The organism is Cyanobium sp. Cruz-8D1 (assembly GCF_024345975.1).
GTDB lineage: Bacteria > Cyanobacteriota > Cyanobacteriia > PCC-6307 > Cyanobiaceae > Cyanobium.
Genome location: NZ_JAGQCD010000007.1, coordinates 19,854 through 42,652, shown reverse-complemented (window position 1 = coordinate 42,652; position 22,799 = coordinate 19,854). Strand labels below are relative to the sequence as shown.

Annotated in this window: 27 protein-coding genes; 10 read left to right on the top strand and 17 right to left on the bottom strand. The window is 71.3% G+C overall.

Annotated elements, in window-relative coordinates; all coding sequences use genetic code 11:
- Positions 1-8: 8 nt before the first annotated feature.
- Positions 9-635, top strand: a complete 627-nt coding sequence (gene cysC, locus KBZ33_RS06290; protein ID WP_254951544.1) for an adenylyl-sulfate kinase — start codon at positions 9-11, stop codon at positions 633-635.
- Here the strand turns inward: cysC and KBZ33_RS06285 are convergent.
- Together KBZ33_RS06285 and purE are read right to left on the bottom strand one after the other, a co-directional pair.
- Entirely contained in the window at positions 610-1,695 is a 1,086-nt protein-coding gene (locus KBZ33_RS06285; RefSeq protein ID WP_254951546.1) for an AI-2E family transporter, read from the bottom strand. The two genes, cysC and KBZ33_RS06285, sit on opposite strands and share 26 nt — an antisense overlap.
- 79 nt (positions 1,696-1,774) lie before the next feature.
- Positions 1,775-2,332 (bottom strand): 5-(carboxyamino)imidazole ribonucleotide mutase, encoded by a 558-nt coding sequence (purE, locus tag KBZ33_RS06280; RefSeq protein ID WP_254951547.1) that lies wholly within the window; start codon positions 2,330-2,332, stop codon positions 1,775-1,777.
- 48 nt (positions 2,333-2,380) lie between these two features.
- Between purE and KBZ33_RS06275 the strand changes: the two genes are divergently transcribed.
- Complete coding sequence (locus KBZ33_RS06275; protein ID WP_254951549.1) at positions 2,381-3,568, top strand: N-acetylglucosamine-6-phosphate deacetylase; 1,188 nt, start codon at positions 2,381-2,383, stop codon at positions 3,566-3,568.
- 59 nt (positions 3,569-3,627) lie between these two features.
- Positions 3,628-4,362, top strand: coding sequence for a magnesium protoporphyrin IX methyltransferase (gene bchM / locus KBZ33_RS06270; RefSeq protein WP_254951551.1), 735 nt, complete (start codon positions 3,628-3,630; stop codon positions 4,360-4,362).
- Between the two features lie 27 nt (positions 4,363-4,389).
- Here the strand turns inward: bchM and KBZ33_RS06265 are convergent, their stop codons facing one another.
- The 3 genes from KBZ33_RS06265 to KBZ33_RS06255 all read right to left on the bottom strand — a co-directional run bounded on the left by KBZ33_RS06265 (position 4,390) and on the right by KBZ33_RS06255 (position 6,727).
- Positions 4,390-5,268 (bottom strand): pseudouridine synthase, encoded by an 879-nt coding sequence (locus tag KBZ33_RS06265; RefSeq protein ID WP_254951553.1) that lies wholly within the window; start codon positions 5,266-5,268, stop codon positions 4,390-4,392.
- A gap of 112 nt (positions 5,269-5,380) precedes the next feature.
- Complete coding sequence (locus KBZ33_RS06260; protein WP_254951555.1) at positions 5,381-6,157, bottom strand: response regulator transcription factor; 777 nt, start codon at positions 6,155-6,157, stop codon at positions 5,381-5,383.
- A 9-nt stretch (positions 6,158-6,166) separates the two neighbouring features.
- Positions 6,167-6,727 (bottom strand): hypothetical protein, encoded by a 561-nt coding sequence (locus KBZ33_RS06255; RefSeq protein WP_254951557.1) that lies wholly within the window; start codon positions 6,725-6,727, stop codon positions 6,167-6,169.
- Positions 6,728-6,733: 6 nt separating this feature from the next.
- On the opposite strand from KBZ33_RS06255, the gene KBZ33_RS06250 reads away from it, so the two are divergent.
- Entirely contained in the window at positions 6,734-7,876 is a 1,143-nt protein-coding gene (locus tag KBZ33_RS06250) for a cysteine desulfurase family protein (RefSeq protein WP_254951559.1), read from the top strand.
- Between the two features lie 25 nt (positions 7,877-7,901).
- Positions 7,902-8,735, top strand: a complete 834-nt coding sequence (locus tag KBZ33_RS06245) for a hypothetical protein (RefSeq protein ID WP_254951560.1) — start codon at positions 7,902-7,904, stop codon at positions 8,733-8,735.
- Between the two features lie 20 nt (positions 8,736-8,755).
- On the opposite strand, the gene KBZ33_RS06240 is transcribed toward KBZ33_RS06245, so the two are convergent.
- Genes KBZ33_RS06240 through KBZ33_RS06225 form a run of 4 tightly spaced genes read right to left on the bottom strand, consistent with a single transcriptional unit; the run spans position 8,756 to position 12,330 of the window.
- Positions 8,756-9,340: a DUF456 family protein gene (locus KBZ33_RS06240; RefSeq protein WP_254951561.1), complete on the bottom strand. Its 585-nt coding sequence runs from the start codon at positions 9,338-9,340 to the stop codon at positions 8,756-8,758.
- A gap of 10 nt (positions 9,341-9,350) precedes the next feature.
- Positions 9,351-10,253 carry a 16S rRNA (cytosine(1402)-N(4))-methyltransferase RsmH gene (gene rsmH / locus KBZ33_RS06235; RefSeq protein WP_254951562.1) on the bottom strand — a complete coding sequence of 301 codons (903 nt, stop codon included), beginning with the start codon at positions 10,251-10,253 and terminating at the stop codon, positions 9,351-9,353.
- Positions 10,253-11,362 carry an FUSC family protein gene (locus KBZ33_RS06230; RefSeq protein ID WP_254951563.1) on the bottom strand — a complete coding sequence of 370 codons (1,110 nt, stop codon included), beginning with the start codon at positions 11,360-11,362 and terminating at the stop codon, positions 10,253-10,255. The genes rsmH and KBZ33_RS06230 overlap by 1 nt, the downstream gene beginning before the upstream one ends.
- Positions 11,353-12,330 (bottom strand): aromatic acid exporter family protein, encoded by a 978-nt coding sequence (locus KBZ33_RS06225; protein ID WP_254951564.1) that lies wholly within the window; start codon positions 12,328-12,330, stop codon positions 11,353-11,355. The genes KBZ33_RS06230 and KBZ33_RS06225 overlap by 10 nt, the downstream gene beginning before the upstream one ends.
- 156 nt (positions 12,331-12,486) lie before the next feature.
- On the opposite strand from KBZ33_RS06225, the gene KBZ33_RS06220 reads away from it, so the two are divergent.
- The 3 genes from KBZ33_RS06220 to KBZ33_RS06210 all read left to right on the top strand — a co-directional run bounded on the left by KBZ33_RS06220 (position 12,487) and on the right by KBZ33_RS06210 (position 15,339).
- Positions 12,487-13,671 (top strand): NAD(P)H-quinone oxidoreductase subunit H, encoded by a 1,185-nt coding sequence (locus KBZ33_RS06220; RefSeq protein WP_254951565.1) that lies wholly within the window; start codon positions 12,487-12,489, stop codon positions 13,669-13,671.
- Positions 13,668-14,081 (top strand): DUF2752 domain-containing protein, encoded by a 414-nt coding sequence (locus KBZ33_RS06215; protein WP_254951566.1) that lies wholly within the window; start codon positions 13,668-13,670, stop codon positions 14,079-14,081. The genes KBZ33_RS06220 and KBZ33_RS06215 overlap by 4 nt, the downstream gene beginning before the upstream one ends.
- A gap of 115 nt (positions 14,082-14,196) precedes the next feature.
- Positions 14,197-15,339, top strand: a complete 1,143-nt coding sequence (locus KBZ33_RS06210) for a fatty acid desaturase (RefSeq protein WP_254951567.1) — start codon at positions 14,197-14,199, stop codon at positions 15,337-15,339.
- Positions 15,340-15,458: 119 nt separating this feature from the next.
- Here the strand turns inward: KBZ33_RS06210 and KBZ33_RS06205 are convergent, their stop codons facing one another.
- Positions 15,459-15,674 carry a hypothetical protein gene (locus KBZ33_RS06205; RefSeq protein ID WP_255011598.1) on the bottom strand — a complete coding sequence of 72 codons (216 nt, stop codon included), beginning with the start codon at positions 15,672-15,674 and terminating at the stop codon, positions 15,459-15,461.
- A gap of 116 nt (positions 15,675-15,790) precedes the next feature.
- Between KBZ33_RS06205 and KBZ33_RS06200 the strand changes: the two genes are divergently transcribed.
- Positions 15,791-16,246 carry a thioesterase family protein gene (locus KBZ33_RS06200; RefSeq protein WP_254951571.1) on the top strand — a complete coding sequence of 152 codons (456 nt, stop codon included), beginning with the start codon at positions 15,791-15,793 and terminating at the stop codon, positions 16,244-16,246.
- On the opposite strand, the gene KBZ33_RS06195 is transcribed toward KBZ33_RS06200, so the two are convergent.
- The 5 genes from KBZ33_RS06195 to menA are packed head-to-tail and all read right to left on the bottom strand — an operon-like array spanning position 16,243 to position 19,971.
- Positions 16,243-16,416, bottom strand: coding sequence for a hypothetical protein (locus KBZ33_RS06195; protein WP_254951573.1), 174 nt, complete (start codon positions 16,414-16,416; stop codon positions 16,243-16,245). The two genes, KBZ33_RS06200 and KBZ33_RS06195, sit on opposite strands and share 4 nt — an antisense overlap.
- Positions 16,416-16,682, bottom strand: coding sequence for a TM2 domain-containing protein (locus KBZ33_RS06190; RefSeq protein ID WP_254951574.1), 267 nt, complete (start codon positions 16,680-16,682; stop codon positions 16,416-16,418). Before KBZ33_RS06190 ends, KBZ33_RS06195 begins: the two co-directional genes overlap by 1 nt.
- A gap of 15 nt (positions 16,683-16,697) precedes the next feature.
- Positions 16,698-17,951: an AMP-binding protein gene (locus KBZ33_RS06185; protein ID WP_254951575.1), complete on the bottom strand. Its 1,254-nt coding sequence runs from the start codon at positions 17,949-17,951 to the stop codon at positions 16,698-16,700.
- A gap of 44 nt (positions 17,952-17,995) precedes the next feature.
- Entirely contained in the window at positions 17,996-18,994 is a 999-nt protein-coding gene (locus tag KBZ33_RS06180; RefSeq protein WP_254951577.1) for an o-succinylbenzoate synthase, read from the bottom strand.
- On the bottom strand, positions 18,991-19,971 hold the full coding sequence (gene menA / locus KBZ33_RS06175; protein ID WP_254951578.1) for a 2-carboxy-1,4-naphthoquinone phytyltransferase: 981 nt from the start codon (positions 19,969-19,971) through the stop codon (positions 18,991-18,993). The genes KBZ33_RS06180 and menA overlap by 4 nt, the downstream gene beginning before the upstream one ends.
- Positions 19,972-20,042: 71 nt before the next feature.
- Between menA and KBZ33_RS06170 the strand changes: the two genes are divergently transcribed.
- The gene (locus KBZ33_RS06170) at positions 20,043-21,434 is read left to right on the top strand and encodes an isochorismate synthase MenF (protein WP_254951580.1); all 1,392 of its coding nucleotides are present in this window, start codon (positions 20,043-20,045) and stop codon (positions 21,432-21,434) included.
- Here the strand turns inward: KBZ33_RS06170 and gshB are convergent.
- Both gshB and KBZ33_RS06160 read right to left on the bottom strand, forming a co-directional pair.
- Entirely contained in the window at positions 21,427-22,416 is a 990-nt protein-coding gene (gene gshB, locus KBZ33_RS06165; protein ID WP_254951581.1) for a glutathione synthase, read from the bottom strand. The two genes, KBZ33_RS06170 and gshB, sit on opposite strands and share 8 nt — an antisense overlap.
- Entirely contained in the window at positions 22,413-22,691 is a 279-nt protein-coding gene (locus KBZ33_RS06160) for a glutaredoxin domain-containing protein (RefSeq protein ID WP_315859148.1), read from the bottom strand. The genes gshB and KBZ33_RS06160 overlap by 4 nt, the downstream gene beginning before the upstream one ends.
- Positions 22,692-22,799 lie beyond the last annotated feature (108 nt).

Genomic DNA, 22,799 nt, shown 5'->3' with positions numbered 1-22,799 from the left:
TGTCCGAGATGACCTCGCCGTCCAAGGCCACCAACATCGTCTGGCACCACTCCACCGTGAGCCGCGCCGCCCGGGCCCACCAGCGGGGCCACCGCAGCGCCATCCTCTGGTTCACGGGGCTCTCGGGAGCGGGCAAGAGCACCCTGGCCAATGCCGTGAACTCGGCCTTGTTTGAGCAGGGGCTGGCCTGTTACGTGCTCGATGGCGACAACGTGCGCCACGGGTTGTGCAGCGATCTGGGCTTCTCCGACGCCGATCGCGAGGAGAACATCCGCCGGATCGGTGAGGTGGCGAAGCTGTTCCTGGATGCCGGCGTGGTGGTGCTCACCGCCTTCGTCTCCCCCTTCCAGGCCGACCGCCAACGGGCCCGTGACCTGGTGGAGTCGGGCGATTTCCTGGAAATCCATTGCGCCGCCGACCTGGAGGTCTGCGAACAACGGGACACCAAGGGGCTCTACGCCAAGGCCCGGGCCGGGGAGATCAAGGAATTCACCGGTATCTCGAGTCCCTATGAAGCCCCCGAAGCCCCCGAGCTGCGGGTGGCCACCGGCGAGCAGAGCCTCGACGACTCGGTGGCCCAGGTGATGGCCGAACTGGAGCGGCGCGGCATCATTCCGGCTCCGGCAGAGCCCTGAATGGCTCTGCCCTCAGGCGCAGGGCCCAGGCATCGAGGAAGGTCTTGGAGCAGCTGGCGACTGGCACCGCCAGCAGCAGACCCAGCAGTTCCCCCAGCCCCAGCAGCCCCCCCAGCCGGGCGCCGATCGGCAGGCTGATCAGCAGCCAGGCCGGCTGCAGTCCCACGATCGACCCCATCAGGCGCGGCTGGATCACCTGGTCGACCACCTGGCCGACGCTGATCGCCACCGCCAGCACCTCCAGGCCGGTACGCGGATCCTGGAGCGCCAGCAACACGCTCACCCCCACGATGGTGAGGGCACTGGCGTAAGGAATCAGGGTGGTGAAGCCGATGGCCACCGCAAACAGCACCCCATAGGGGATCCCGAGCAGGGTGAACACCAGGCTCTGGGCGCCGCTGAGGATCAGGGCCAGCACCACCTGGCCAGCGAAGTAGCCCCGGAAGGTGCGGTCGAGGGTGCTGAGCACCAGGGCGCGGGTGCCGCTGGGCAACCACTCCACCAGCCCCCTGGCGATGCCCTCGCCCCCCAGCAGCAGGAACACCGCCAGCACCAGGACGATCACCGTGTTGACGGTGATGCTCACCGTGGCCCCCAGGATTCCCAGCACCTGCTGGCTGAGCTGGGAGGCGATCTTGCTGGTGCGGGTGATCAGATCGCTGCTGATCCCGCCGAAGTCGGTGGGCAGCCCCCGCTCGGTGGCCCAGCTCTGCAGCTGCCCCAGCAGGGTTTCCCCCTGGGCCAGCCAGCTGGGCAGGGCCAGCACCAGGTCACCGAGCTGCTCCACCAGCCGGGGCACCAGCACCAGGGCCGCCAGCACCACCACCGAAAGGCTCAGCCCCAGCACCAGCACCAGGGCCAGTGGCCGCGGCAGACCGCGCTGGATCAGCCAACGGCTGGGGATGTCGAGCAGGAACGCCAGCAGGGCGGCCGTCAGGAACAGGGCCGGGAAGGGCGCCAGGGGAACCAGTAACTGGCGCAGCACCCACAGGTTGAGCACCAGCAGGGGCAGGGCCAGGGAGAACCGCAGCCAGGGGGGCAGCACCAGCCGCTCAAGCATCAGCGGGAGCCGGGCACAGCCCCGGTGAAGCAACGAACGCTGCTCAGCTTGGCCTGCCGGGCCGGCAACCGCCAGCGCTTCACCCCTGGCCCATGGCCTCCAGGTAGGCGGCGCTGCCCAGGGCCTGCAGGCGCCCATCCTTGGCCACCACCTGATCATGCAGTCCGCGCCGGTAGGCCTCCAGAGCTTCAGCGAGCACCGGATCGGCGATGGCCAGGATCGAGGCCGCCAGCAGGCCGGCATTGAGGCCGCCGCCGATGGCCACCGTGGCCACCGGGACACCCGCCGGCATCTGCACGATGGAGTGCAGGGAATCCATGCCGGAAAGGGCCTGGCTGCGCACCGGCACACCGATCACCGGCAGCAGGCAGAAGGCCGCCACCATGCCGGGCAGGTGGGCGGCACCGCCGGCCCCGGCAATGATCACCCGAAAGCCGCGCGAGGCCGCCGCCTCGGCGAAAGCCGCCATCTCCCATGGGGTGCGATGGGCCGAGAGCACCCGCACTTCGCTGGCCACCCCCAGCTGCTCCAGGATCCGCACGGCCGGCTCCAGCGTCGGCAGGTCGGAATCACTGCCCATCACGACCGCGACCCGGGGCGGTGGGGCGGGCACGGAAGCGGCGGGGGTGGGATCCATGGGGCAGGGACGGCGAGGATGGCATTGTCCCGTCCCGCGGCTGCCCGGATGCGTTGGCTGACCAACCTGCGACTGGCAGGCGATGACCCGGCCTGCGGCGAGGCGGAGCGGCGCTGGCAGGTCGGTGTCGACCGCGACGGACTGATTGCCCGGGTGCGGCCGACGCCGCCGGGGAGCCGGGCCGCCGGCGAGGACTGGGGTGGCGACTGGCTGTCCCCGGGGGGTGTGGACCTGCAGATCAACGGCGGCCTGGGCCTGGCCTTCCCCGAACTGACCCACGGGGACCTGCCCCGCCTGCAGGCGCTGCTGGCGCACCTCTGGCGGGATGGGGTGGAGGCCATCTGTCCCACCCTGGTGACCTGCGACCCGCAGGACGTACGCCAGGCCCTGACGGTGCTGGCCGAAGCCCGCCGCCGGCACCGTCCGGGGCACTGCCGGCTGCTGGGCGCCCATCTGGAGGGACCGTTCCTGGCGCCGGAGCGGCGCGGTGCCCACCCGGCCCAGCACCTGCAGGCCCCCAGCCGGGCTGCCCTCGACAGCCTGATCGCCGGCTTCCATGCGGGCCCCGAGGCCGATGTCGCCCTGGTGACCCTGGCGCCGGAACTGGAGGGCGCCACCGAGGTGATCGACGACCTGCGGGCCGCCGGCGTGGTGGTGAGCCTGGGCCACAGCGGCGCCAATGAGGAGCAGGCCAGGCAGTCCTTTGGGCGGGGGGTGGGGATGCTCACCCACAGCTTCAACGCCATGGCCGGGCTGCACCACCGCGCCCCGGGACCTGTGGGGGCGGCGTTGCTCCAGGGGGAAGTGGCCCTGGGGCTGATCGCCGACGGTGTCCACGTGGCTCCGACCATGGCCGTGCTGCTGCAGCGGCTGGCGCCCCACCAGCTGGTGATCGTCAGCGATGCCCTGGCTCCCTACGGGCTCGCCGACGGCAGCCACCGCTGGGACGAACGGCTCCTGCTGGTGCAGGACGGCAGCTGCCGACTGGAGGACGGCACCCTGGCGGGGGTCACCCTGCCGCTGCTGGAGGGGGTGCGGCGGCTGGCCGGCTGGAGCGGCCTGGTGCCGGCCTCGATCGCCGCCGCCACCCTCGCCCCCCGGCGCCTGCTGGGGGAGCGGCGGCCGCTGGAGCAGCTGCTGCTGGGGTTGCCCCTGGTGGACACCCTGCGCTGGAGCACGGCGGCTGACGGGCGCCTGGACTGGCGGCGTCCGGACACGGCGGCTGGCGAGCCCTAGGGGGGTGACCTTGGCCCCAACTCCCTAGGATCCGGCCCACCCGAACGGCCCTGCGCCCCATGCCCCCGGAACCGCAACCCCCCGCGTCAGCCGAGACACAGGCTGAGACGCAGGCCGAGAAAGCCGAGGTGCAGGCCTACTTCGAAAGCACCGGCTTCGAGCGCTGGAACCGCATCTACAGCGACAGCGAGGAGGTGAACCGGGTCCAGCGCAACATCCGCCTCGGCCACCAGAAGACGGTGGATGCGGTGCTGGCCTGGCTGCAGCAGCAAGGCGATCTGTCGAGCCGCAGCTTCTGTGATGCCGGCTGCGGGGTCGGCAGCCTCAGCCTGCCCCTGGCCGCCCTCGGGGCCGGCTCGATCGCCGCCAGTGACCTCTCGGCGGCGATGGTGGCCGAGGCCAGCCGCCGCGCCGCCGAGGCCGGTCTGGCCTCGGAGCGGCTGAGCTTCAGCGCTTCCGATCTGGAGAGCCTCCAGGGTCGCTACGACACGGTGATCTGCCTGGATGTGTTCATCCACTACCCCCAGGCGGCCGCCGAAGCCATGGTGCGGCACCTGGCCGCCATGGCCGAGCGCCAGCTGATCGTCAGCTTCGCCCCCTACACGCCGCTGCTGGCGGTGCTCAAGCAGATCGGCCAGCTGTTCCCCGGGCCGAGCAAGACCACCCGCGCCTACACCCTGCGCGAAGACGGGATCGTGGCGGCCGCGGCCGCCGCAGGCTTCCGCCCCGTCCACCGCAGCCTCAACCAGGCCCCCTTCTACTTCTCCCGCCTGATCGCCTTCGAGCGCGGCTGAGCTGGCGCTCTCCCGCCCTGGCCGCCATCAGCCCGAACCCCACGCCGGCAGGGGCGCCTCCCACGTGAAGCTGGCCCCGTCGGGTCCGGCCAGATCCAGCCGATGGGCGTGCAGCCGGTAGCCCCCCTCCCCCGGCAGCACCTCCGCACGGGCCGATCCACCGGCCAGATACAGGGGATCCCCCAGCAGCGGCGCCCCAATGGCGGCGCAATGGATGCGGATCTGGTGGGGCCGGCCCGTGGCGATCTCCACCTGCGCCAGATCCCCGTCCGGATGACGCCGCAGCATGGTCAGCAGGCTGCTGGCGGCCAGCCCAGCAGGGGAGGCGCACCAGATCGTCCCCAGCAACGGGTGGGCCCGACGGCCGATGGCCGTGGTGATCGGCAGGGGAACGCCCAGCTCCAGCTCCAGGGCCCCCGGCCGCAGCAGCGTGCGATAGAGCTTGCGACAGGACGGGGCCTCGCCTTCGCCCGCGGCGCTGCTGTCCCGCAACCGCTGGCTCAACCAGGCGCGGGTGGCGGGGCGGCGGGCGCAGACCAGCAAGCCGGAGGTGAAGCGGCCGAGCCGGTGCACCGGCCGCGGGGGCGGCGCCCCGGCCGGCCCGGCGGCGCTCTGGCGCTCCAGCAGCCGCAGCAGGGTGTGTTCCAGGAAGCCACCCGCCGGCAGCACGGGCAGGCCGCTGGGCTTGTCGATCACCAGCAGATCGCCGTCGTCATGGATCACCCCCCAACCCACCGGCACGGCGGGCTCCAGCCAAGGGGAACGCCGCCAGAGCAGCCGGTCGCCCGCGGCGAGGATCGCCTCAGCCCGCAGCGGCTCGCCGTTGCGGCTGATCTCGCCGGCGTCGAGGCGCCGTTGCCATTCGGCCGCTCCGGAGTGGGGGTAACGGCCGGCGTAATAGGCCACGATCCCCCTCCCGGCCCCGGCGAGGGGAACACGGTCGCGATAGGTCCAGCCGGCGTTGCGCTGGGCCGGCAGCCAGCCCGGTGGCAGGCTCAGCGGTGGGGGGTGGAGGGCCTCAATCCACCAGCCCGTGCTCGAGGGCGAAACGCACCAGCTCGGTGCGGCTGGCGGTGCCGGTCTTGATGAACAGCCGGCTCACGTACTTCTCCACATTGCGGATCGAGGTTTCCAGCCGGCGGGCGATCTCCTTGTTCATCATTCCCTCCGCCACCAGCTGCAGGACGCTGGCCTCGCGGGGGGTGAAGTCGAGTTTGACGTCGGTGACGGGCTTGCGGGCACTGGCGCCACCGCCGCCCAGCATCGAACGGATCTCGGTGATCTGGCGGGCCATGGCACCGATGTCGGCATCGGCGAAACGGGCCGCCTCCGCCAGCAGCCGCTCCTGGCGGCGCACCACGTTGCGCACCCTGGCCACCAGTTCATCCGGGTCGAACGGCTTGGGGATGTAGTCGTCGGCGCCGGCCTGGAAACCGGCGATGCGGTCGGCCGTCATGCCTTTGGCGGTGAGAAAGATCACCGGCGTGCCCCCGAGCCGCTCATCGTCCCGGAGCCGCTTCAGCAGGCCGTAGCCGTCGCAGCGGGGCATCATCACGTCGGTGATCACCACATCAGGCATCTGGGCCTGGGCCGCCGTCCAGCCCTCCTCGCCGTCGTTGGCTGTCGTGACGGCGAACCCCTCGTCTTCCAGGTAGGCCTTGACCGCCGTGCGCAGTCCGGGCTCGTCGTCCACCAGCAACAGCCGCACCGGGGTGCTGGCGGCGGCCTCGAGCGTCTCCTCCGACCCGGACGGCTCGGAGATGGGGCCGGCGGCGGCGGAAGGGTCTTGGCTCATGGGTCCAATCTATCGACCGGGACCAAGCACCACCTGTTCCCGTTCCGGCAACCGGCCGCTGTAGCCGAGCTGGAGGGCCAGGGGGCCGAGGCTGGCGGGATCCTTGCCGGCCTGGGCGGGCACGCAGACGGCCCACCACATGAGGTGGTCGAGGCGATTGGCCGGGGTGATCACACCGCCGGGATTGAGCTCACGAATGATCAGCCGGCGCGAAGAGCCGGTGATCCTCAGGGGGCTGGTGAGGCTGCAACCGATCTTGTCGGTGGCGACGGTGACCCGGTCATCGAGCTCCTCCCACACCTGCACGCGCCACATCCCCGGCTGGGCTGGCTCGGGAACCAGGCCGTAGACGCCCACCACCTCCCGGCCGCGGTGGGTCACCCGGTCCAGCAGCACCTGGAAGCCCGGCGGTCGATTCTCGGCGTTGCTGCGCGAATCCTCCTGGGCGGCCGCGGGCCAGGCCACCCCCACAGAAGCCGCCACCAGGCAGGACGCCGCCAGCAAGGCCCGGCAAAGCGCAGCCCCCAGCCGCAGGGGCAGGGCACCGGAGGAGCGGGGACGGTTCAGCATGGCCCCATGCTGACCTACCTCGACCACCACGCGAGCACCCCGTGCGATCCGGCGGTGCTGGCGGCGATGGCGCCCTGGTGGAGCCAGAACGCTGCCAACCCCTCCAGCCGCCTGTATCGGCCGGCCCTGGAAGCGGGGGCGGCCGTGGACATCGCCCGGGACCGGGTGGCCGAGGCTCTGGGCGTGGGCAGCGACGCGGTGATCTTCACCAGCGGCGCCACCGAAGCCAACAACCTGGCCCTGCGCGGGGTGGCCGAGGCCGCCCTGGAGCGGCGGGAGCCCCGCCGCCGGCTGGTGACCCTGGCCAGCGAGCATCGGGCCGTGCTGGAGCCGCTGGCCTGGCTGGAGCGCCACGGCTTTCCACTCACCGTGCTGCCGGTGGGGGCCGATGGCCTGGTCGCCCCCGAGCGGCTCGCCGAGGCCCTGGGCCCCGACACCCTGCTGCTGTCGGTGATGGCGGCGAACAACGAGATCGGCGTGCTGCAGCCCCTGGCCGACATCGGCGCCCTCTGCCGCGAGCGGGGGGTGCTGTTCCACTGCGACGCCGCCCAGGCGGTGGGTCACATCCCCCTGGCCATGGCCGACCTCGGCATCGACCTGCTCAGCCTCAGCGGCCACAAGTTCTATGGCCCCAAGGGTGTCGGCGCCCTGCTGCGGCGCCCGGGGGTGCCCCTGGCCCCCCAGCAGCTCGGCGGCGGCCAGGAGGGCGGGCTGCGGGGTGGCACCCTGCCGGTGCCATTGATCGTGGGCCTCGGCACCGCCGTGGCCAGGGCCCTGACCGACCGCCAGGAGCGGGCCGAACGCCTGGGAACCCTGCGCGACCGGCTGTGGAAAGAGCTGGAGGCCCTCGGCAGTGTGCGCCGCAACGGCCACCCACTCCATACCCTCCCCCACAGCCTCAGCATCACGGTGGAGGGGGTGGACGGCACCCGCCTGCACCGGCAACTGCGCCGCACCGTGGCGGTGAGCAGCGGTTCGGCCTGCAGCCAGGGCAGCCCCTCCCACGTGCTGGCCGCCCTCGGCCTCGACCGCCGCGCCGCTGGCGCCACGGTCCGCTTCGGGCTGGGACGGGGCACCACGGCGGCGGACATCGATGCCGCCGTGGCAGCCGTTGGCGCCGCCGTGGCGGAGTTGCGAGTGCCTGTCTAGCTTTCTGGTCTATAACCTTGGGTTGATGACCACGCCCGTCGGCCGGCAGGGGGCCCGGCTCGACTTCGGTGATGCCCTCCAGGAAGGCTGGCGAGCCTTCAGCCGCAGCCCGGGGCCCTTCGTTGGCTTCCCCTTGGTGGTGATCGCCCTCCAGTTTCTGATCCAGCCCCTGCAGAGCCGCATCAGCAATGGCGGTGTGGCCTCCAGCGATCCCCTCGACTGGCTCCTCTACCTGATCGGGCTGACGGCCAACCTGCTGCTCAACCTCTGGTGTGCCATCGGACTGGTGCGCGGCGCCGGCAGCGCCCTCCAGGGCGGCCACCCTTCCCTGGGGCAGTTGATGCGCTGGGACGGCGAGGTGTTCCTGCGGCTGCTGCGGGTCTGGCTGCTGCTGGCGGTCGTGGTGCTCGTGCCCCTGATCGGCCTTGTGCTCCTCGTGGGCGGTCCCCTGGCGCTGCTCGGGGTCTACGCCGAGCAGCTGGTGCCGTTCAGCCGCACCCTGGTGGAGGTGCTGGGCCTGAGCCTGGCGGTGGTGTTCGCCCTGCTCCTGGGCGTGCTGCTGCTGGGGGTGATCTATCTGGCGATCAACCAGAGCTTCCTCACCCAGATCGTGTTGTTCGAGCGGGCCGGCTCCCGCTCCGCCCTGCAACGGGGGCGGGCCCTGGTGGACCCCAGCTGGCTGATGGTGCTGCTGCTCACCCTGATCGAGGGCCTGCTGCTGCTGCTGGGTCTGCTGGCCTGCCTGGTGGGGGCCTTCGTGGCCTGGCCCCTGGTGGTCTGCATCGCCACGGCGGCCTACCGGCAGCTGGTGCTGGCCAGCGGTGGCGCCGATCCCCTGCCGCCCCACCCCAGCCGCTGAGGGCGACGCAGCCGCACGCCTCAGGCGCCGAGGCGGGTGGCGAAGGGGCCTGCGGTGAGCAGCACGAACCCCAGCACCCCCACCAGGGCCAGCAGCAGCTGGGCCAGCCGACTGACCAGCATCCCGGCCACCACCGCCAAACCCACCAGCAGGGAGCGGCGCAACCGCCCCAGGCCCGGCGGCCCCAGGGAGGGCGGGGCGGTGAGCAGCTCGCCGAGGCTGGCCCCGAGCAGGGGGCCCACCAGGGCCCCGAGCAGGGGCCCACCCACCGGCAGGGCCGGCAACAGCCCCAGCAGGCCCACCACCAGGCCGAGGCCGGCGCCGACATAACTCCAGCGGGTGGCCTGCAGCCGGGCCGGGCCGAGCAGCAGGCCCAGGGCCTCGGCCCCCCAGCCCAGGGCGAGCAGCACGACACCCAGCAGCAGGACCGGCCAGCCGGCGGCCCAGCCCACGGCCCAGCACCACAGCAGGGCGCCCAGGGGCAGCAGGGTGAGGCCGGGGGCCACTGGCAACACGGTGCCGGGGATGGCCAGGGCCTGGATCAGCAGGGCGATCCACCAGAGGACATCGACACGATCGAGGCTCGGCAGGCTGGCCGGGGTCATGGCGGCAGGATCAGGCCACGCGGCGGGCCAGCCTCAGCTTGGCGGACCGGCTGCGGGGATTGGCCTGCTCCTCCTCCTCACTGGCCACCAGGGGCTTGCGGGTGAGCCGCTCCAGGCGCGGATCGGCCAGGAAGGCCGTCTTGACGCGCCGGTCCTCGAGGGAGTGGAAGCTGATCACCGCCAGCAGACCCCCCGGAACCAGCCAGCCGGGGGCTTCAGCGAGCAGATGGTCGAGGGCCCCGAGCTCGTCGTTGACGGCGATCCGCAGGGCCTGGAAGGTGCGGGTGGCCGGGTGGATGCGGCCGTGGCGCGCCTTGGGGGGGAAGCAACCGGCCACGGCATAGGCCAGGTCGGCGGTGCTGCGGCCGCTGCCGGCCCAGGGGCGCTCGGCCACCAGACGCCGGGCGATGCGGCGCGACAGGCGTTCTTCTCCATAGGCGTGGATCAGATCCGCCAAGGCCGATTCCTCCAGCCGGTCGATCAGTTCGGCGGCGGTTTCGCCGGCGTCGGGGTCCATGCGCATGTCCAGGGGGCCGGGAGCCCGGAAGCTGAACCCCCGGCTGGGCTCATCCAGCTGGGGACTGCTGACCCCAAGATCGGCCAGCACGGCCAGGGCCGGCTCGGCGGGGAGGTGGTCGGCGAAGTTGGCGGCTTGGATCGCAATCCGATCGCCAAAGGGGGCGAGCCGTTCGGCGGCCGCGGCCCGGGCGGCGGGATCCCTATCGAGGCCGATCAGCCGCAGGGCGGGATGGGCCTTCAGCAGCAGGGCGCTGTGGCCGCCGCCGCCGAGGGTGCAGTCGATCAGCACGCCACCGCCGGGTCGCTCCGCCAGCAGGGCGGACAGCGGGGCCAGGCCCTCCTGCACCGCATCCGCCAGAACGGGCACGTGCGCAAAGGACCCCGAAGCCACCATCACCCTATCCTGGCCTGCAGGGGTGGCGGCCCCCGCCGCCCCTGGTTGAGGTCCTTGCTGAGAAGGCGCCAGCCGCGCTCGGCGGTCTCGATCGCCTCGTGCAGCAGGCGGCCGAGGGTGAAGCGGATCGCCAGCCTCTCCAGCTGCGCCGCCGGCAGCCGATCGAGCCGGGGATCGTTGAAGCGCTCCTCGAGCCCCTGCCAGGCCGGGGGCAGCTGCAGGGGGGAGGCGGGAGGCGGCGGCAGGGACCCCGCTTCCCGGCCGATCAGGCGGCTCCAGAGGGCCAGGCGTGCCGCCAGCACCCGCAGCAGCTCGGCCTGATCGGCCTGAAGCGATTCCAGCAGCGCCCCGGCATCGGGCTCCAGCGGGGGCTGGTCGGCGAGATCGCGGCTGGCGCTGAGCAGCCGCGAACCGGCCCCCTCCAGGGTCTCCACCAACCGGTGCAGGGGATGGCGGAAGGGCTTGGTTCCCAGCTCCGCATCGAGGGCCGGCCGCTGGCCGCGCAGCTTCTGCAGGGTCGCCTGGCGGGCCCGCAGGCGGGCAGCGCCCTCCACCGGATCGGCGGGCGTCGCAGCCGGGGGCAGGGCCGCGGCCTCGAACGCCAGATCGTCGGCCAGGCCGGCGAACAGCTCGGCCAGACTCGCCAGCACGGCCCTCTGACTGCGGCTCGGCCAGAACAGGCGCAAGCTCAGCAACGCCGCCATGATGCCCGCGACGGTCCAGATCAGCCGCAGCGGCAGCCAGGAGCCGAGCTCGTTGTCGTGAACGATCCAGCCCATCACCATGATCATGCCGCCCACCTTGTAACCGACCTTCAGTCCCAGGGCGCCGCCGATCAGCCGCAGCGATCCCAGGGCGATCGCCAGGCCCACGGGCATTGGCAGGCCCTGCAGACCGCGCACGCCGACCACCAGCAGAACCCCGCCCAGCAGCGAGCCCAGGATCCGCTGGCGGCCCAGCTCCAGCGAGGAGCCATAGGTGCCGCTGCAGACCGCCAGCACCGCCAGGGGGGCGTAGTAACCGAAGGCGAGGCCACTGAGGCTGCTGAAGCCGTTGACCAGCCCGGTGGTGAGGGCGAGCCGCAGATCGACACGGGTGATCAGGGGCATGGGGCGACACCACGCAGGCGGGCGAGCTCCTGACCGCTCTCCAGGAGCGGGCGCTGCTCCTGGGCCAGGGCCAGCAGGGTGAGCAGCGAACGGCCGCTGCCGGCGGCCAGGGCCGTCCAGTCCTCCAGCGGGATGACCGGGAGATCGGCACCGCCACCCCCCTCGCACTGGGCCGCCAGCACCTCGATGGCAACGCTGAGCGGGCTGGGACAGGCCGGATCGGGAGGCGGCGGATCGCTCGCCACGAGCAGCCGCTCCCACTGCAGCCAATGCAGGCGCAGGCTCTGCCAGAGCTGCAGCCGGCGGCGCCAGTCACCCGCCTGCAGGCGCCGCCAGCGCGGCCCGCTGAGCTCCTGATGCAGCAGGGTCTCCATCCGCTCCAGGCCAGCACCCAGGGAGGCTGGCGGCAACGGGCCGGGGAGGCTGCCCGCCCCGGCCAGCCAGCGCCTGTAGCCCGCCAGCTGGCCGCGCAGCAACGCCACCAGCTCATGCTCCGCCGCCTCGAGCTGCTGCAGGCCATTGCGGGGCCAGAAGATCAGCCCCACGGCAATGGCCACGATGCAGCCGATCGAGGTGTCGAGGGCACGGTTGAACACGTAATCCCAGTTGAGGGCGGCGTGGCCGGGGATCATCAGGAACATCACCGGGATCAAGGCGGCCGTGCTCAGGGCGCTCTGCCAGCCCAGCAGCCGCAGCATCGGGGCGATCAGCAGCAGCGACAGGAGCACCCCGGGCCAGCCGGCGGCGATGCCGTGCACCAGAAAGGTGATCAACCCACCGGCCGCCGTGCCCAGGATGCGGCCGGTGGCGGCCTTCACGGTCAGATCGTCGTTGTCGTCGACCACGATCACCACCGCCAGCAACGGGTACCAGGCGAAGGCAATGCGGTCGAAGCGCTCCACCAGAGCCGCGGTGATCAGGGCCGCCACCGCCAGCTTGAGGCTGTTGCGCAGCAGCTGCGCATTCATGCGGGGCCAGCAGGGTCGTGGTCATGATCGCCCCAGCGCAAGCCCCCCAGCTGCGCCGGAGCCCCACCCGGATCAGGCTCCGAGCCAGGCCCGCATGGCTTTCGCCTACTTAGACTCCGCTCCAACTCGGACCCGGCCCGTCGGCCGCCCTCCTTCATGACCCAGCTCGAGACCCGCACCGAGCCGATGGTGGTCAATTTCGGCCCCCATCACCCGTCGATGCACGGGGTACTGCGGCTGGTGGTGACCCTCGACGGCGAGGACGTGATCGACTGCGAGCCGGTGATCGGCTATCTCCACCGCGGCATGGAGAAGATCGCCGAGAACCGCACCAACGTGATGTTCGTGCCCTACGTGAGTCGCTGGGACTACGCGGCGGGCATGTTCAACGAGGCGATCACGGTGAATGCGCCGGAACGGCTGGCCGACGTGCCCGTGCCGAAGCGGGCCAGCTACATCCGGGTGCTGATGCTGGAACTCAACCGCATCGCCAACCACCTGCTCTGGCTCGGCCCGTTCCTCGCCGACGTGGGGGCCCAGACACCCTTCTTCTACATCTTCCGGGAGCGGGAGATGATCTACGACCTCTGGGAGGCGGCCACCGGCCAGCGACTGATCAACAACAACTACTTCCGTATTGGCGGCGTGGCCGTTGATCTTCCCTACGGCTGGCTTGAGAAGTGCGCTGACTTCTGCGATTGGTTTGGCCCCAAGATCGATGAGTACGAAAAACTGATCACCAACAATCCCATCTTCCGCAAGCGGATTGAAGGGCTCGGGGTGATCGGCAAGGAGCAGGCGATCAACTGGAGTCTGTCTGGTCCGATGCTGCGGGCTTCCGGTGTGCCCTGGGATCTGCGCAAGGTGGATCACTACGAGTGCTACGACGACTTCGAATGGTCCGTGGCCTGGGAAAAAGAGGGTGACTGCTACGCCCGCTACCGGGTGCGGATCGAGGAAATGCGCCAGTCGCTGAAGATCCTGCGCCAGGCCATCAGCATGATTCCCGGTGGCCCCACCGAGAATCTCGAGGCCCGGCGGATGGCCGAGGGCAAGAAGAGCGAGTGGTATGGCTTCGACTACCAGTACGTCGCCAAGAAGGTAGCTCCAACCTTCAAGATTCCCGACGGTGAGCTCTATTGCCGCCTGGAGTCGGGCAAGGGCGAACTGGGTGTCTTCATCATGGGCAACAACGACGTCACCCCCTGGCGCTGGAAGATCCGTGCCGCCGATTTCAACAACCTCCAGATCCTGCCCCACATCCTCAAGGGGGCCAAGGTGGCCGACATCATGGCCATCCTCGGTTCGATCGACGTAATCATGGGCTCCGTCGACCGGTGAACAGCGTCGGTCGGCGCTGGATTCGCCGGCTGGAGCGCTGCGGCCCCCTCCTGCCCCTCGGGGTCACAGGCCTGCTGGTGTTGAAGGGGCTGCACCCAGGCCTGCCCGGATTCAGCTGCCCCCTGCGCGCCCTCACCGGCCTTCCCTGCCCCACCTGCTACCTGACCCGGGCAACGGCAGCGAGCTTGGTGGGGCGCTTCGACGACTCCCTGGCCCTGCACGCCTTCGGGCCGGTGCTGGCCGCCGGCCTGGTGATCTGGTCGCTGCAGGCCCTGCGGACCGGCCGGCTCGTGCCCCGGGTCCTGCGGGGCCGCCACCTGGCCGGCATCGGCCTGCTGCTGTTGCTCTACTGGGCCGCTCGGATGGGTCTGACCTACGGCGCCGGCCTGCAGGCTTTTCCCCTCCCCTAATCCAGCCGGGAGGCCACAGACCGAACCCACAACCGCCACGGCGGCGCAAAGGGCCCACCTACGCTGAAGCCTGGATGGACCTACCCGTTGCTCCCCGGTCCACACCAGACACTCCTTGCCCCACCCGTCCAGCACCGCAGCACCGGCCGGTGCCCAGCCTCTGATCGCCCAGCCCGACTACGCCAAACAGCTCCGCCCCCTTCTGCCAGCCGACGCCTTCACGCCCGATCGGGGCACCCTCACCATCCTCGGCCTCAATGGGGCGATTCTGGCGCTGGGCTGGGCCATGGCCCGCCAGCTACAGCTCAGCCACTGGCAAGGTCTGATTCTGTTTCTGCCCTTCGCCCTGGTGATGGGCAATGCCGTGGTGGTGATGCTGTTCGGCACCCACGACCTGATGCACAGCAAGGCCATCCGCCAGCCCCAGCTGCGCTGGCTGGTTCAGCTGCTCGGCCTGGCCCTGTTGTGGATGCCGCCGACCCTGTGGAAAGCCGTTCACAACCGGGAACATCACGGCAAGACCAATTCCGAACAGGATCCGGATCGTAACTACAACGCCAACCAGCCAGCGAGCTGGGGAAAATGGATCCAGAATCTGTTTGTGCCATCGCTTGAAGTGCACCCGTTCTGGCTGACTGTGGGCATGACCTCAGCCTGGGGTGTGCACGCCTTCCGAAACCTTTCATCGGTGCTGCTGTTCAACAATGGTTCCACGCGTTATCCGGTTTTCTCCTTCCGGGTGAGCAGCCGGGAGAGGCGCCAGATTGCCATCGAACTGGCCGTCATCGTGTTGATCCACGCGTTAATCATTAGCTTCATCGGTCTACGCCCTGTGCCCCTGCTTCTGGGCTACTTTCTGCCCATCTGGATCGGCTACAGCGTGGTGATGGCCTATATCTACACCAATCACATGGCCTGCCAGGCCACCGAAACCAACGACCCCCTCATCAACAGCATTTCGCTGAAGATGCCAGCCATTTTTGACACACTTCACTTCAACTTCTCCTATCACACCGAGCACCATATTTTTCCGGGCATGAATCCCGATTACTACCCCCATGTGAGGGCCCTGCTGCAGGAGCATTATCCGGATCGCTTCAATCTGCTGAGCGCCCCCCACGCCTGGCAACTGCTGAGGCAAACCCCCCGGCATTACCTGGATGCCACCACCTTCGCCAGCAGCTGTGGGGCCATCACCCAGCCGTGTCCGCTCAGCGTGCCCACGGCTCCAAAGGCCGGGGCCTCAACACTCAGCTGAGCACGCCCTGGTGATAGGCGGCGTTCTGGATGTAATACGTGGCCACCGGAACTGCGACCAGAGGGCCCAGGCCGCAGTTGAAGATCGTCACCACCAGCACCAGCAGCCAGGCGATCAGTTCAATGCCCGCGAAGGTACGGCCCTTCGCTGATCCATACACGGCCTGAAATGAGGCCGAGGACCGTGAGCGCCAGGGAGGCCACGACACCGATGACCGTCAGGACAATCGTGACCACCCAGATCAGCAGGATCGTGGGGATGTGGGCCAGGAAAGCGGCCCAGGCCTTGGTGATGGTGGGCGGCTCGTAGGCGATGCCGGCGGCCAAGGGAGGCATTCCGTTCTGCGCGGAACCTAGGGGCGTTCCAGGAGGCCAGCAACGGGCAGGGTGCCGGCGGCGGCAAGGGGCGCCAGGATGGGCTCATGGGCAAGATGGCGACGCCACGGAGGTTGATGTCCCCATCCAACCCACCAAGCACGCCGGCGGACTGGCTGCTGCTCTGCCGCACCGTGCGCTTCGGTGACACCGACGCCGCCGGGGTGATGCACTTTCACCAGCTGCTGCGCTGGTGCCATGTGGCCTACGAGGAAAGCCTGGAGCGGTTCGGCGTGGCGTCCGGCGCCATCTTTCCCGGGCCTGGCCGGACACCGCCCGTAGCGCTGCCGATCGTGCACATCAGCGCCGACTTTCTCAGGCCCCTCGTCTGCGGGGATCCCCTGGCCATCGAGTTGCGGCCCCTGCAGCGCGATCGCGGCAGCTTCGAGATTCGCTACCGCTTTGTGCACGACGGCAAGGAAGCGGCCACCGGCCTGACCCGGCACCTGGCCATGGAGTCAGCCAGCCGGCAGCGGACGGATCTCCCCGGCAGCCTCGTGAAATGGCTGGAGGCCAGTCGGCCGGACGCCTAGCGGCGGTTCAGCAGGGCCCACACCAGGGCGGCCAACTGCAGGGGCAGCAGCGCCCCCGTCAGGGCCAGGGGGTGCAGGCCATCGTGCGGCGTTGCCCCCAGGGCCACGAAACTGACCAGCCCACCCCCCACCAGCAGGGCGAGGCCCAGCCGTGGGTGGGGGGCCGCCATCAGAACCACTCCCGGGTGGCGTCGATGTACTGGGCCTGGAATTCCTCCGTCGACTTGGTGAGGTAGATGACACCTTCAATCACCCCGATGATCCCCATCACCGACGCGCCGAAGCCACAGGTGAGCACCGTGACCAGCAGCATGATCAGCCCGGGTTTGTTGTAGCCCAGAACGAATTTGTGGATACCCAGCGATCCCAGGAAGATGGCCAGCAGCCCTGCCGCCAGCTTCTTGTTGCTGGTCTCGACCTGTTGGCTGTCGGTCATCGGTGCGGGTGCCATTCAGAAGGCTTCTAGCGAGTCCAGCCACCGCTGCCAACGTCCCCGTTCCCATTTGCCCGCGGCGGTGGGTGCCAGCGACGGGCAGAGGTGCCAGGAGCGGGGCCGCTCGGCGGGCGGCCAGGCGGCCGTGAGGGCCTGCAGCGCCCCCAGCAGTTCCGCCCCTTCGCCCTCCTGCCGGGGGCGCACCAGGGCCACGAGCTGCTCGCCCCATTCCGGATCGGGCCGGGCCAGCAGCAGCAGCGCGTCGAGGCCCGCCCCCGCGCATTCCGCCTGGGCCTGCAACCGTTCCTCCAGCCGCTCCGGGAAGACCGTCTCGCCACCGCTGTGCAAGGCCCCATCCAGGCGGCCCAGCACCGCCAGTCCCTCGGCGTCGAGCCGCCCGGCGTCGCCGCTGCGCCACCAGCCGCCCGGTTGCAGCGGCAGGGGCAGCAGCCGGCCCGCCACCAGCCGGCCGGGGCTGAGGCGGCCGCAGCGCACCTCCACCGCGCCGGTGGCACCATCGAGGCGCAGGGCCACGTCGCCCAGGGGCTCACCACAGCCCGCGGCTCCGGCCAGGAACCGCTGCGGCGGCAAGGCACACACCATGGCGGCGGTTTCGGTGGCGCCGTAGCAGGGGGCCAGGGGCAGGCGGGCGCGGCGGGCAGCGGCGGCCAGCGGTGCCGGCAGGCCCGCACCCCCGACCCAGATCACGGCACAGCCCGCCAGCCAGGCGGTGGCCTCGGGGCTGGCCAGCAACCGGGCCAACTGGGTGGGCACCAGCGAGAGCAGCACCGGGCGATCCCGGGGCAGGGGGCAGGCCTGGGGCAAGTCCTGCGGCCGGCGCAGCAGCGACGGGGCCAGCCAGCGCCACGCCCCCCCCCAGTGGCGGGCGCGCACCAGGGGCAGCAGGCCGCTGACGTGGTGCAACGGCAGGGGGTCGAGGTGCAGGCAGGCGGCCGGCTCCAGCCCCAGGGCCTCCACCCAGGTGACGGTGGCCTCGGCGGAAGCCTGCAGGTGGGCCAGGGGTTGCAGACACCAGTGACGCCCGCCGGCGCTGCCACCGCTGCCCACCACCACCGCCGCCCCGAACCGGGCCAGCGCCGCCATCTCCTCGGTGGCCCCACCCAGGGCCTCGGCCAGCTCCCCCTGTTGGCCGGGCCCGGCCAGGGCCACCAGGCGCTGCTGTCCCCAGGCCTGCTCCAGCTGGGCCGCCGCCGCCTCGGGGTCAGCCCGGGCGGGTTCGAACAGCAGGGGCGCCCAGGAGGGGTCGGCCACGCAGGGTCTCCGCTTACCGCCACGCTAAGGGCCCCGCCAGGGGCTCAGGCCGCCGCCGCCCAGACCCGCTGCGGGTCATGGGCGAACAGGGGGCCGCCGGGCGACCAGTCCGGGGCCAGGCCGGGGGCCACCGGCGTCGGCCCGCGCCATTGCAAGGCCGCCAGGTGGGCCGTCCAGCGGGCGCCGATGCCGGTCTCGAAGCCGGTGCTGAGCATCAGCCGGGGCACCCCCTGCTGCAGCTGGCCCAGCAGGGGCCTGGGATCACCGTCCTGGGACGGGCGCCGCACCTGCCAGCCACCCCAGTGCTGGCGGAGCTCCGGCCACCGCCGCAGGGATTCATCCAGGGCCACGGGAATCTTCAGGGCCAGCCGCTCGTGGCCCTCCTGGTCGCCGGCGGCCAGGGGCTGCTCCAGCCACTCCAGCCGCGGTTCCTGCGCCAGCCGCTCGGCCCAGGCGGCGGCGGTGGCCCGGTCCCAGCCGCCGTTGGCATCGAGCCGCAGGCGGCCAGCCGCCGGCAGGCGCTCGAGCAGCCGCTCCAACCACTGCCGCTCCAGCCCATCGGCTGCCACCGCCACCTTCCACTTGGCGGTGAGCGCCGTGGCCGCTGGGCCGGCGAGCCGTTGTTCTAGAGCCGCGAGCATCGCCTCCCCGGCCGGGAGCAGCCAGGCCGACGGCGGCGCGGCGAGCCAGCCGCCACCGGCAGCCGCTCCCACCGCCCCATCGCATTCCGCCAGGGCGGCCCCCAGGGCGAAGGCCAGACTGGGCGGCAGGGCCGGTAGCCTGTCCTCCAGAGCGCTCCGCTCCACGGCAGGGCCCAGAGCCTGGAGGGCCTCCGCCACGGCCGGCGTCTCGCTGGGCTCCAGCGGCGCCGCCTCCCCCCAGCCGACGCCGCCGTCCGGGGCCTGCAGCCGCAGCAGCCAGCCCCGCTTGGACGCCAGCCGACCGCTGGACGTCTGCAGCGGCCTGGGCAACTGGAAGGCGAAGGGCCGAATCTCCAGCCCCAGCCACCCCTCGGGCCTTCCCCCGGCCGCAGGGGCGCTCACCGGCCCGCCAGCGCCGTCAGCCAGGGGCCGAGGGCCAGGCCGCAGGCGAGCCCCAGGCCGTTGAGGGCCTGGAAGCGCAGGGCCAGGAACTTGCTGCCGATGAGGCGCTCGGGCCGGTGGTGCTCCTCGCCGAGGAGCCGGATCAGGGCCCGGGCCGGCGGCAGGCCGATGGCCCCCAGCAGGGCCGTGGGCGGCCACCAGCCCAGCAGCACCGGCGCCCACTGCAGCGCCAGGGCGGTGGCCACGAACCAGGGCACCAGGGCGGCGGCCCGCTGGCTGCCGAGGCGCACCACCGGCGAACGCTTGCCGTGGGCGGCGTCCTCGTCCACCTGGTGGAAATGGGAGCAGAACAGCACCAGGCAGGTGGCCACCGCCGGCCCGCTGCCCAGCACCAGCGCCGGTCCCCATGGCGCCCCACCGGCTCCCTCCCCAGCTGGGGCCAGGGCCAGCAGGGCGGCAGCCGTGGCGCAGGGGCCGAAGGCCAGCCAGCAGAGGGGTTCCCCCAGGCCGCGGTAGCCAAGTCGGAACGGTGGCCCCTGGTACAGGTAACCCAGGCCGCAGCAGAGCAGCACCAGCAGCAGCACCACGGCGCTGCTGCGCAGGGCCACCAGGGCCATCAGGGCCAGCCCGAGCAGCAGGCAGCCGTTGGCCAGAGCGAGCACCCGGTCGCGCCGGCCGGTGAGGTTGACCACGGAATGGGGCTTGCCGTGGGTGTCCACGCCGGTGTCGGCATCGAAGACGTCGTTGGCGAGGTTCTCCCAGGCCAGCAACAGCACCGCCGCCAGCAGGAACAGCAGCAGCTGATCGGGCCGCAGGCCCAGCCCCTGGCCGAACCGCCAGCCGGCGGCCAGCAGCACCGGCATCACCGCCACGGCGTACATGGGCCACTTCACGGCGGCGCGCCAGAGGCGACCGCGATCGGCGGCGGCGATGCTCCCCGCGGCGTAACGGCTTGCGACGACCTGTGGCTCAGACATGGGGGCCGCGGGCGTTCGGCGGGGAAAGGCCCATACATTTGAGCAGCCTTCCGCCCCGGTCCCGCGGCCCCTTGGTGCAGGCCCCTGCCAGCTTCTCCGCGCTGCTCTCGGCAGCCACCGCCGCCAGCCGGCGTCTGGAGGAGGAGGGAGTGCTCAGCCTCGGCCTGCCGATGGCGGCCCTCGACCCCCTTGTTGCCCTGCCCCACCTGGGTGGCAGCGGCGACTTCCGCTTCCTCTGGGACGGCGCCCCGGGGCTCAGCATCGCCGCCGCCGGCCAATGCAATGGCCTGGAGCTGAGCGGTCCGCGCCGCTTCGAGCTGGCCCAGCGTTTCAGCAGCCTGAGCCTGAGCCGCCTGGCCCGGGAAGCAGCCCCCTGTCCGGCCCTGGCCAGGCCCAGGGTGCTGCTGGCCTTCGCCTTCTTCGAGAGCCCGCTGCACCCCGGCACCGGTGCAGCGGGGGTGCAGGCGGTCCTGCCCAGCTGGCAGCTGAGCCGCCAGGGCCGCCACTGCTGGCTGCGGCTGCAGCGCTCCCTCGGCGGCGGCATCACGGCCCGCAGCGTGGCCGAAGAGCTCTGGGACACCCGCCAGCGACTCGAAGCCCTGGACTCTTCAGGGCACTTCGGGACGAGCCGGGGCCTTCCGGTGGGCATCGCCCATGGCTCCAACTGGCAGGCGGGCTACCGCTCCGCCCTGGATCGGGCCCTGGAGCTGGTGGAGCGCGGCGAGCTGCAGAAGCTGGTGCTGGCGGTGCGCCAGCAGCTGGTGCTCGATGGTCCGCTCGATCCCCTCAGCCTGCTGTCGCACCTGCGCCGCAGCCAGCCCGGCAGCTGCCGCTTCCTGTGGCAGCAATCGGAGCGGCAAGCCCTGGTGGGGGCCTCACCGGAGCGGCTGCTCACCCTGCGGCAGGGCCAGTTGCGCAGTGATGCCTTGGCCGGCACCGCCCCGCTGGGGGAACCAGCCGACGACCTGCTGCAGTCGGGCAAGGACCGCCACGAGCATGAGCTGGTGGTGGAAACGATCACGGCCGTGCTGCAGAAGGCGGGCCTGGAGCCACGGCGGCCACGGCGGCCGCGGCTGGCCCGGCACGGCTCCCTGGTGCATCTGCACACGCCGATCACGGCCTCACTGCAGGGCCAGGCCCCACTCACCCTGGCCGAAGCCCTGCACCCCACCCCCGCGGTGGCGGGCCTGCCCCGGCGCGAGGCGATGGCCTGGCTGCGCAGCCTCGAGCCGTTCGAGCGGGGCAACTACGCCGCGCCAATCGGCTGGATCGACACCGAAGGCGATACGGATCTGCGGGTGGCCATCCGCAGTGGCACCCTGCGGGGCCGGCAGCTGGAGCTGACAGCCGGGGCGGGGCTGGTGCGCGGATCCCACCCTGAGCGGGAACTGCAGGAGGTGGCGCTGAAGCTGGGGGTCCTGCAGCAGCAACTCAACCTGCCGCTGGCCACCTCCTTCAGCTGACCAGCAGGCGCTCGATGACCTGATCGGCCAGGGGGCGGCGCCCCAGCCACTCCACCTCCCGCACCCCGGTGGGGCTGGTGACGTTGATCTCACTGAGCCGGCCATCGATCACGTCGATGCCGACGAAGAAGAGCCCCTCGGCCCGCAGCACCGGGGCAAGCTCGGCGCAGATGCGCTGCTCGGTGTCGCTCAGATCGGCAGCGACGGGGGCGCCACCCAGGGCCAGGTTGCTGCGGAACTCACCCGCCTTGGGCAGCCGATTCACGGCGCCCAGGGGCTCCCCATCCACCAGCAAGATCCGCTTGTCGCCGGCGCTGACCCCCGGCAGAAAGGCCTGAACCATGACGGGCAGCGTTTCCTGGAGGGTGACCAGCTCCAGCAACGCCCGCAGGCCGGGAGCCGCCGCCGCGGCCCGCACCACCCCTTGTCCGGCCCGCCCCGCCAGGGGCTTGAGCACCACCTCCTCGTGACCTGCGGCGAAGGCCGCCAGCTGCTCCACCCGCGCACTCACCATCGACGGCGCCATCAGATGGCTGAAGCGCAGGGCACCCAGCTTCTCGTTCCAGGCCCGCAGGGCCGCAGGGCGATTGAGGACACGCACACCGGTGGCTTCAGCCATCTCCAGCAACTGGGTGGCGTAGAGGTAGGCCTCATCGACGGGTGGATCCTTGCGCATCCAGATCCAGCGGAAATGATCCAGCGGCAGCTCGCGGGGCTCACCGGCCTCGAACCAGGGGTCCGGCACGGTCCAGCCCTCCGGCGTGGCGGCCATCTCCGCCAGATGCAGCGGCTGGGCCCAGGCCCGGGGGCAATGGGCGCCATCGGCCCTCCCGGCGGTGGAGAGATCCGCCTGGGTACAGGCCCACACCGCCAGACCAGCCCGCTGCGCCGCCTGCATCAGGGCCACACTGGAATCCTTGGCCGGCCGCAGGCGCGTGATCGGATCGACCACGAACAGCTGGGCGTCCCGATTGCCGATCACGCGACCAGACGCAGCAGGGCGGCCAGCTCACCGCCAGCATTCAGTTTTTCAAGCTCGGCGTAGCCGCCGATGGCGATGCCGTCGATGAAGATCTGGGGAACGCTGGTGCAACCTCCCGAGCGCTTCATCATGGCGAGATTGTTGATTTCATCGTCGTCGATGATGAATTCGTTGTAGGTCAAACCGAGCCTGTCCAGCAGACCCTTGGCCCGGACGCAATCGGAGGAGAAGCGGTAGGTGTAGATCTCGACCTTGGCGGGCGGCTTCACCTCCACGGCGTCCTGCCCGGATACCTCTGGGGGGACTCCTGGGATCTCCATCCAGTCTCACGCGGCCATCTCCGCCCAGCCTAAGGGGGAGACACCACGCCCCACCTGATACGG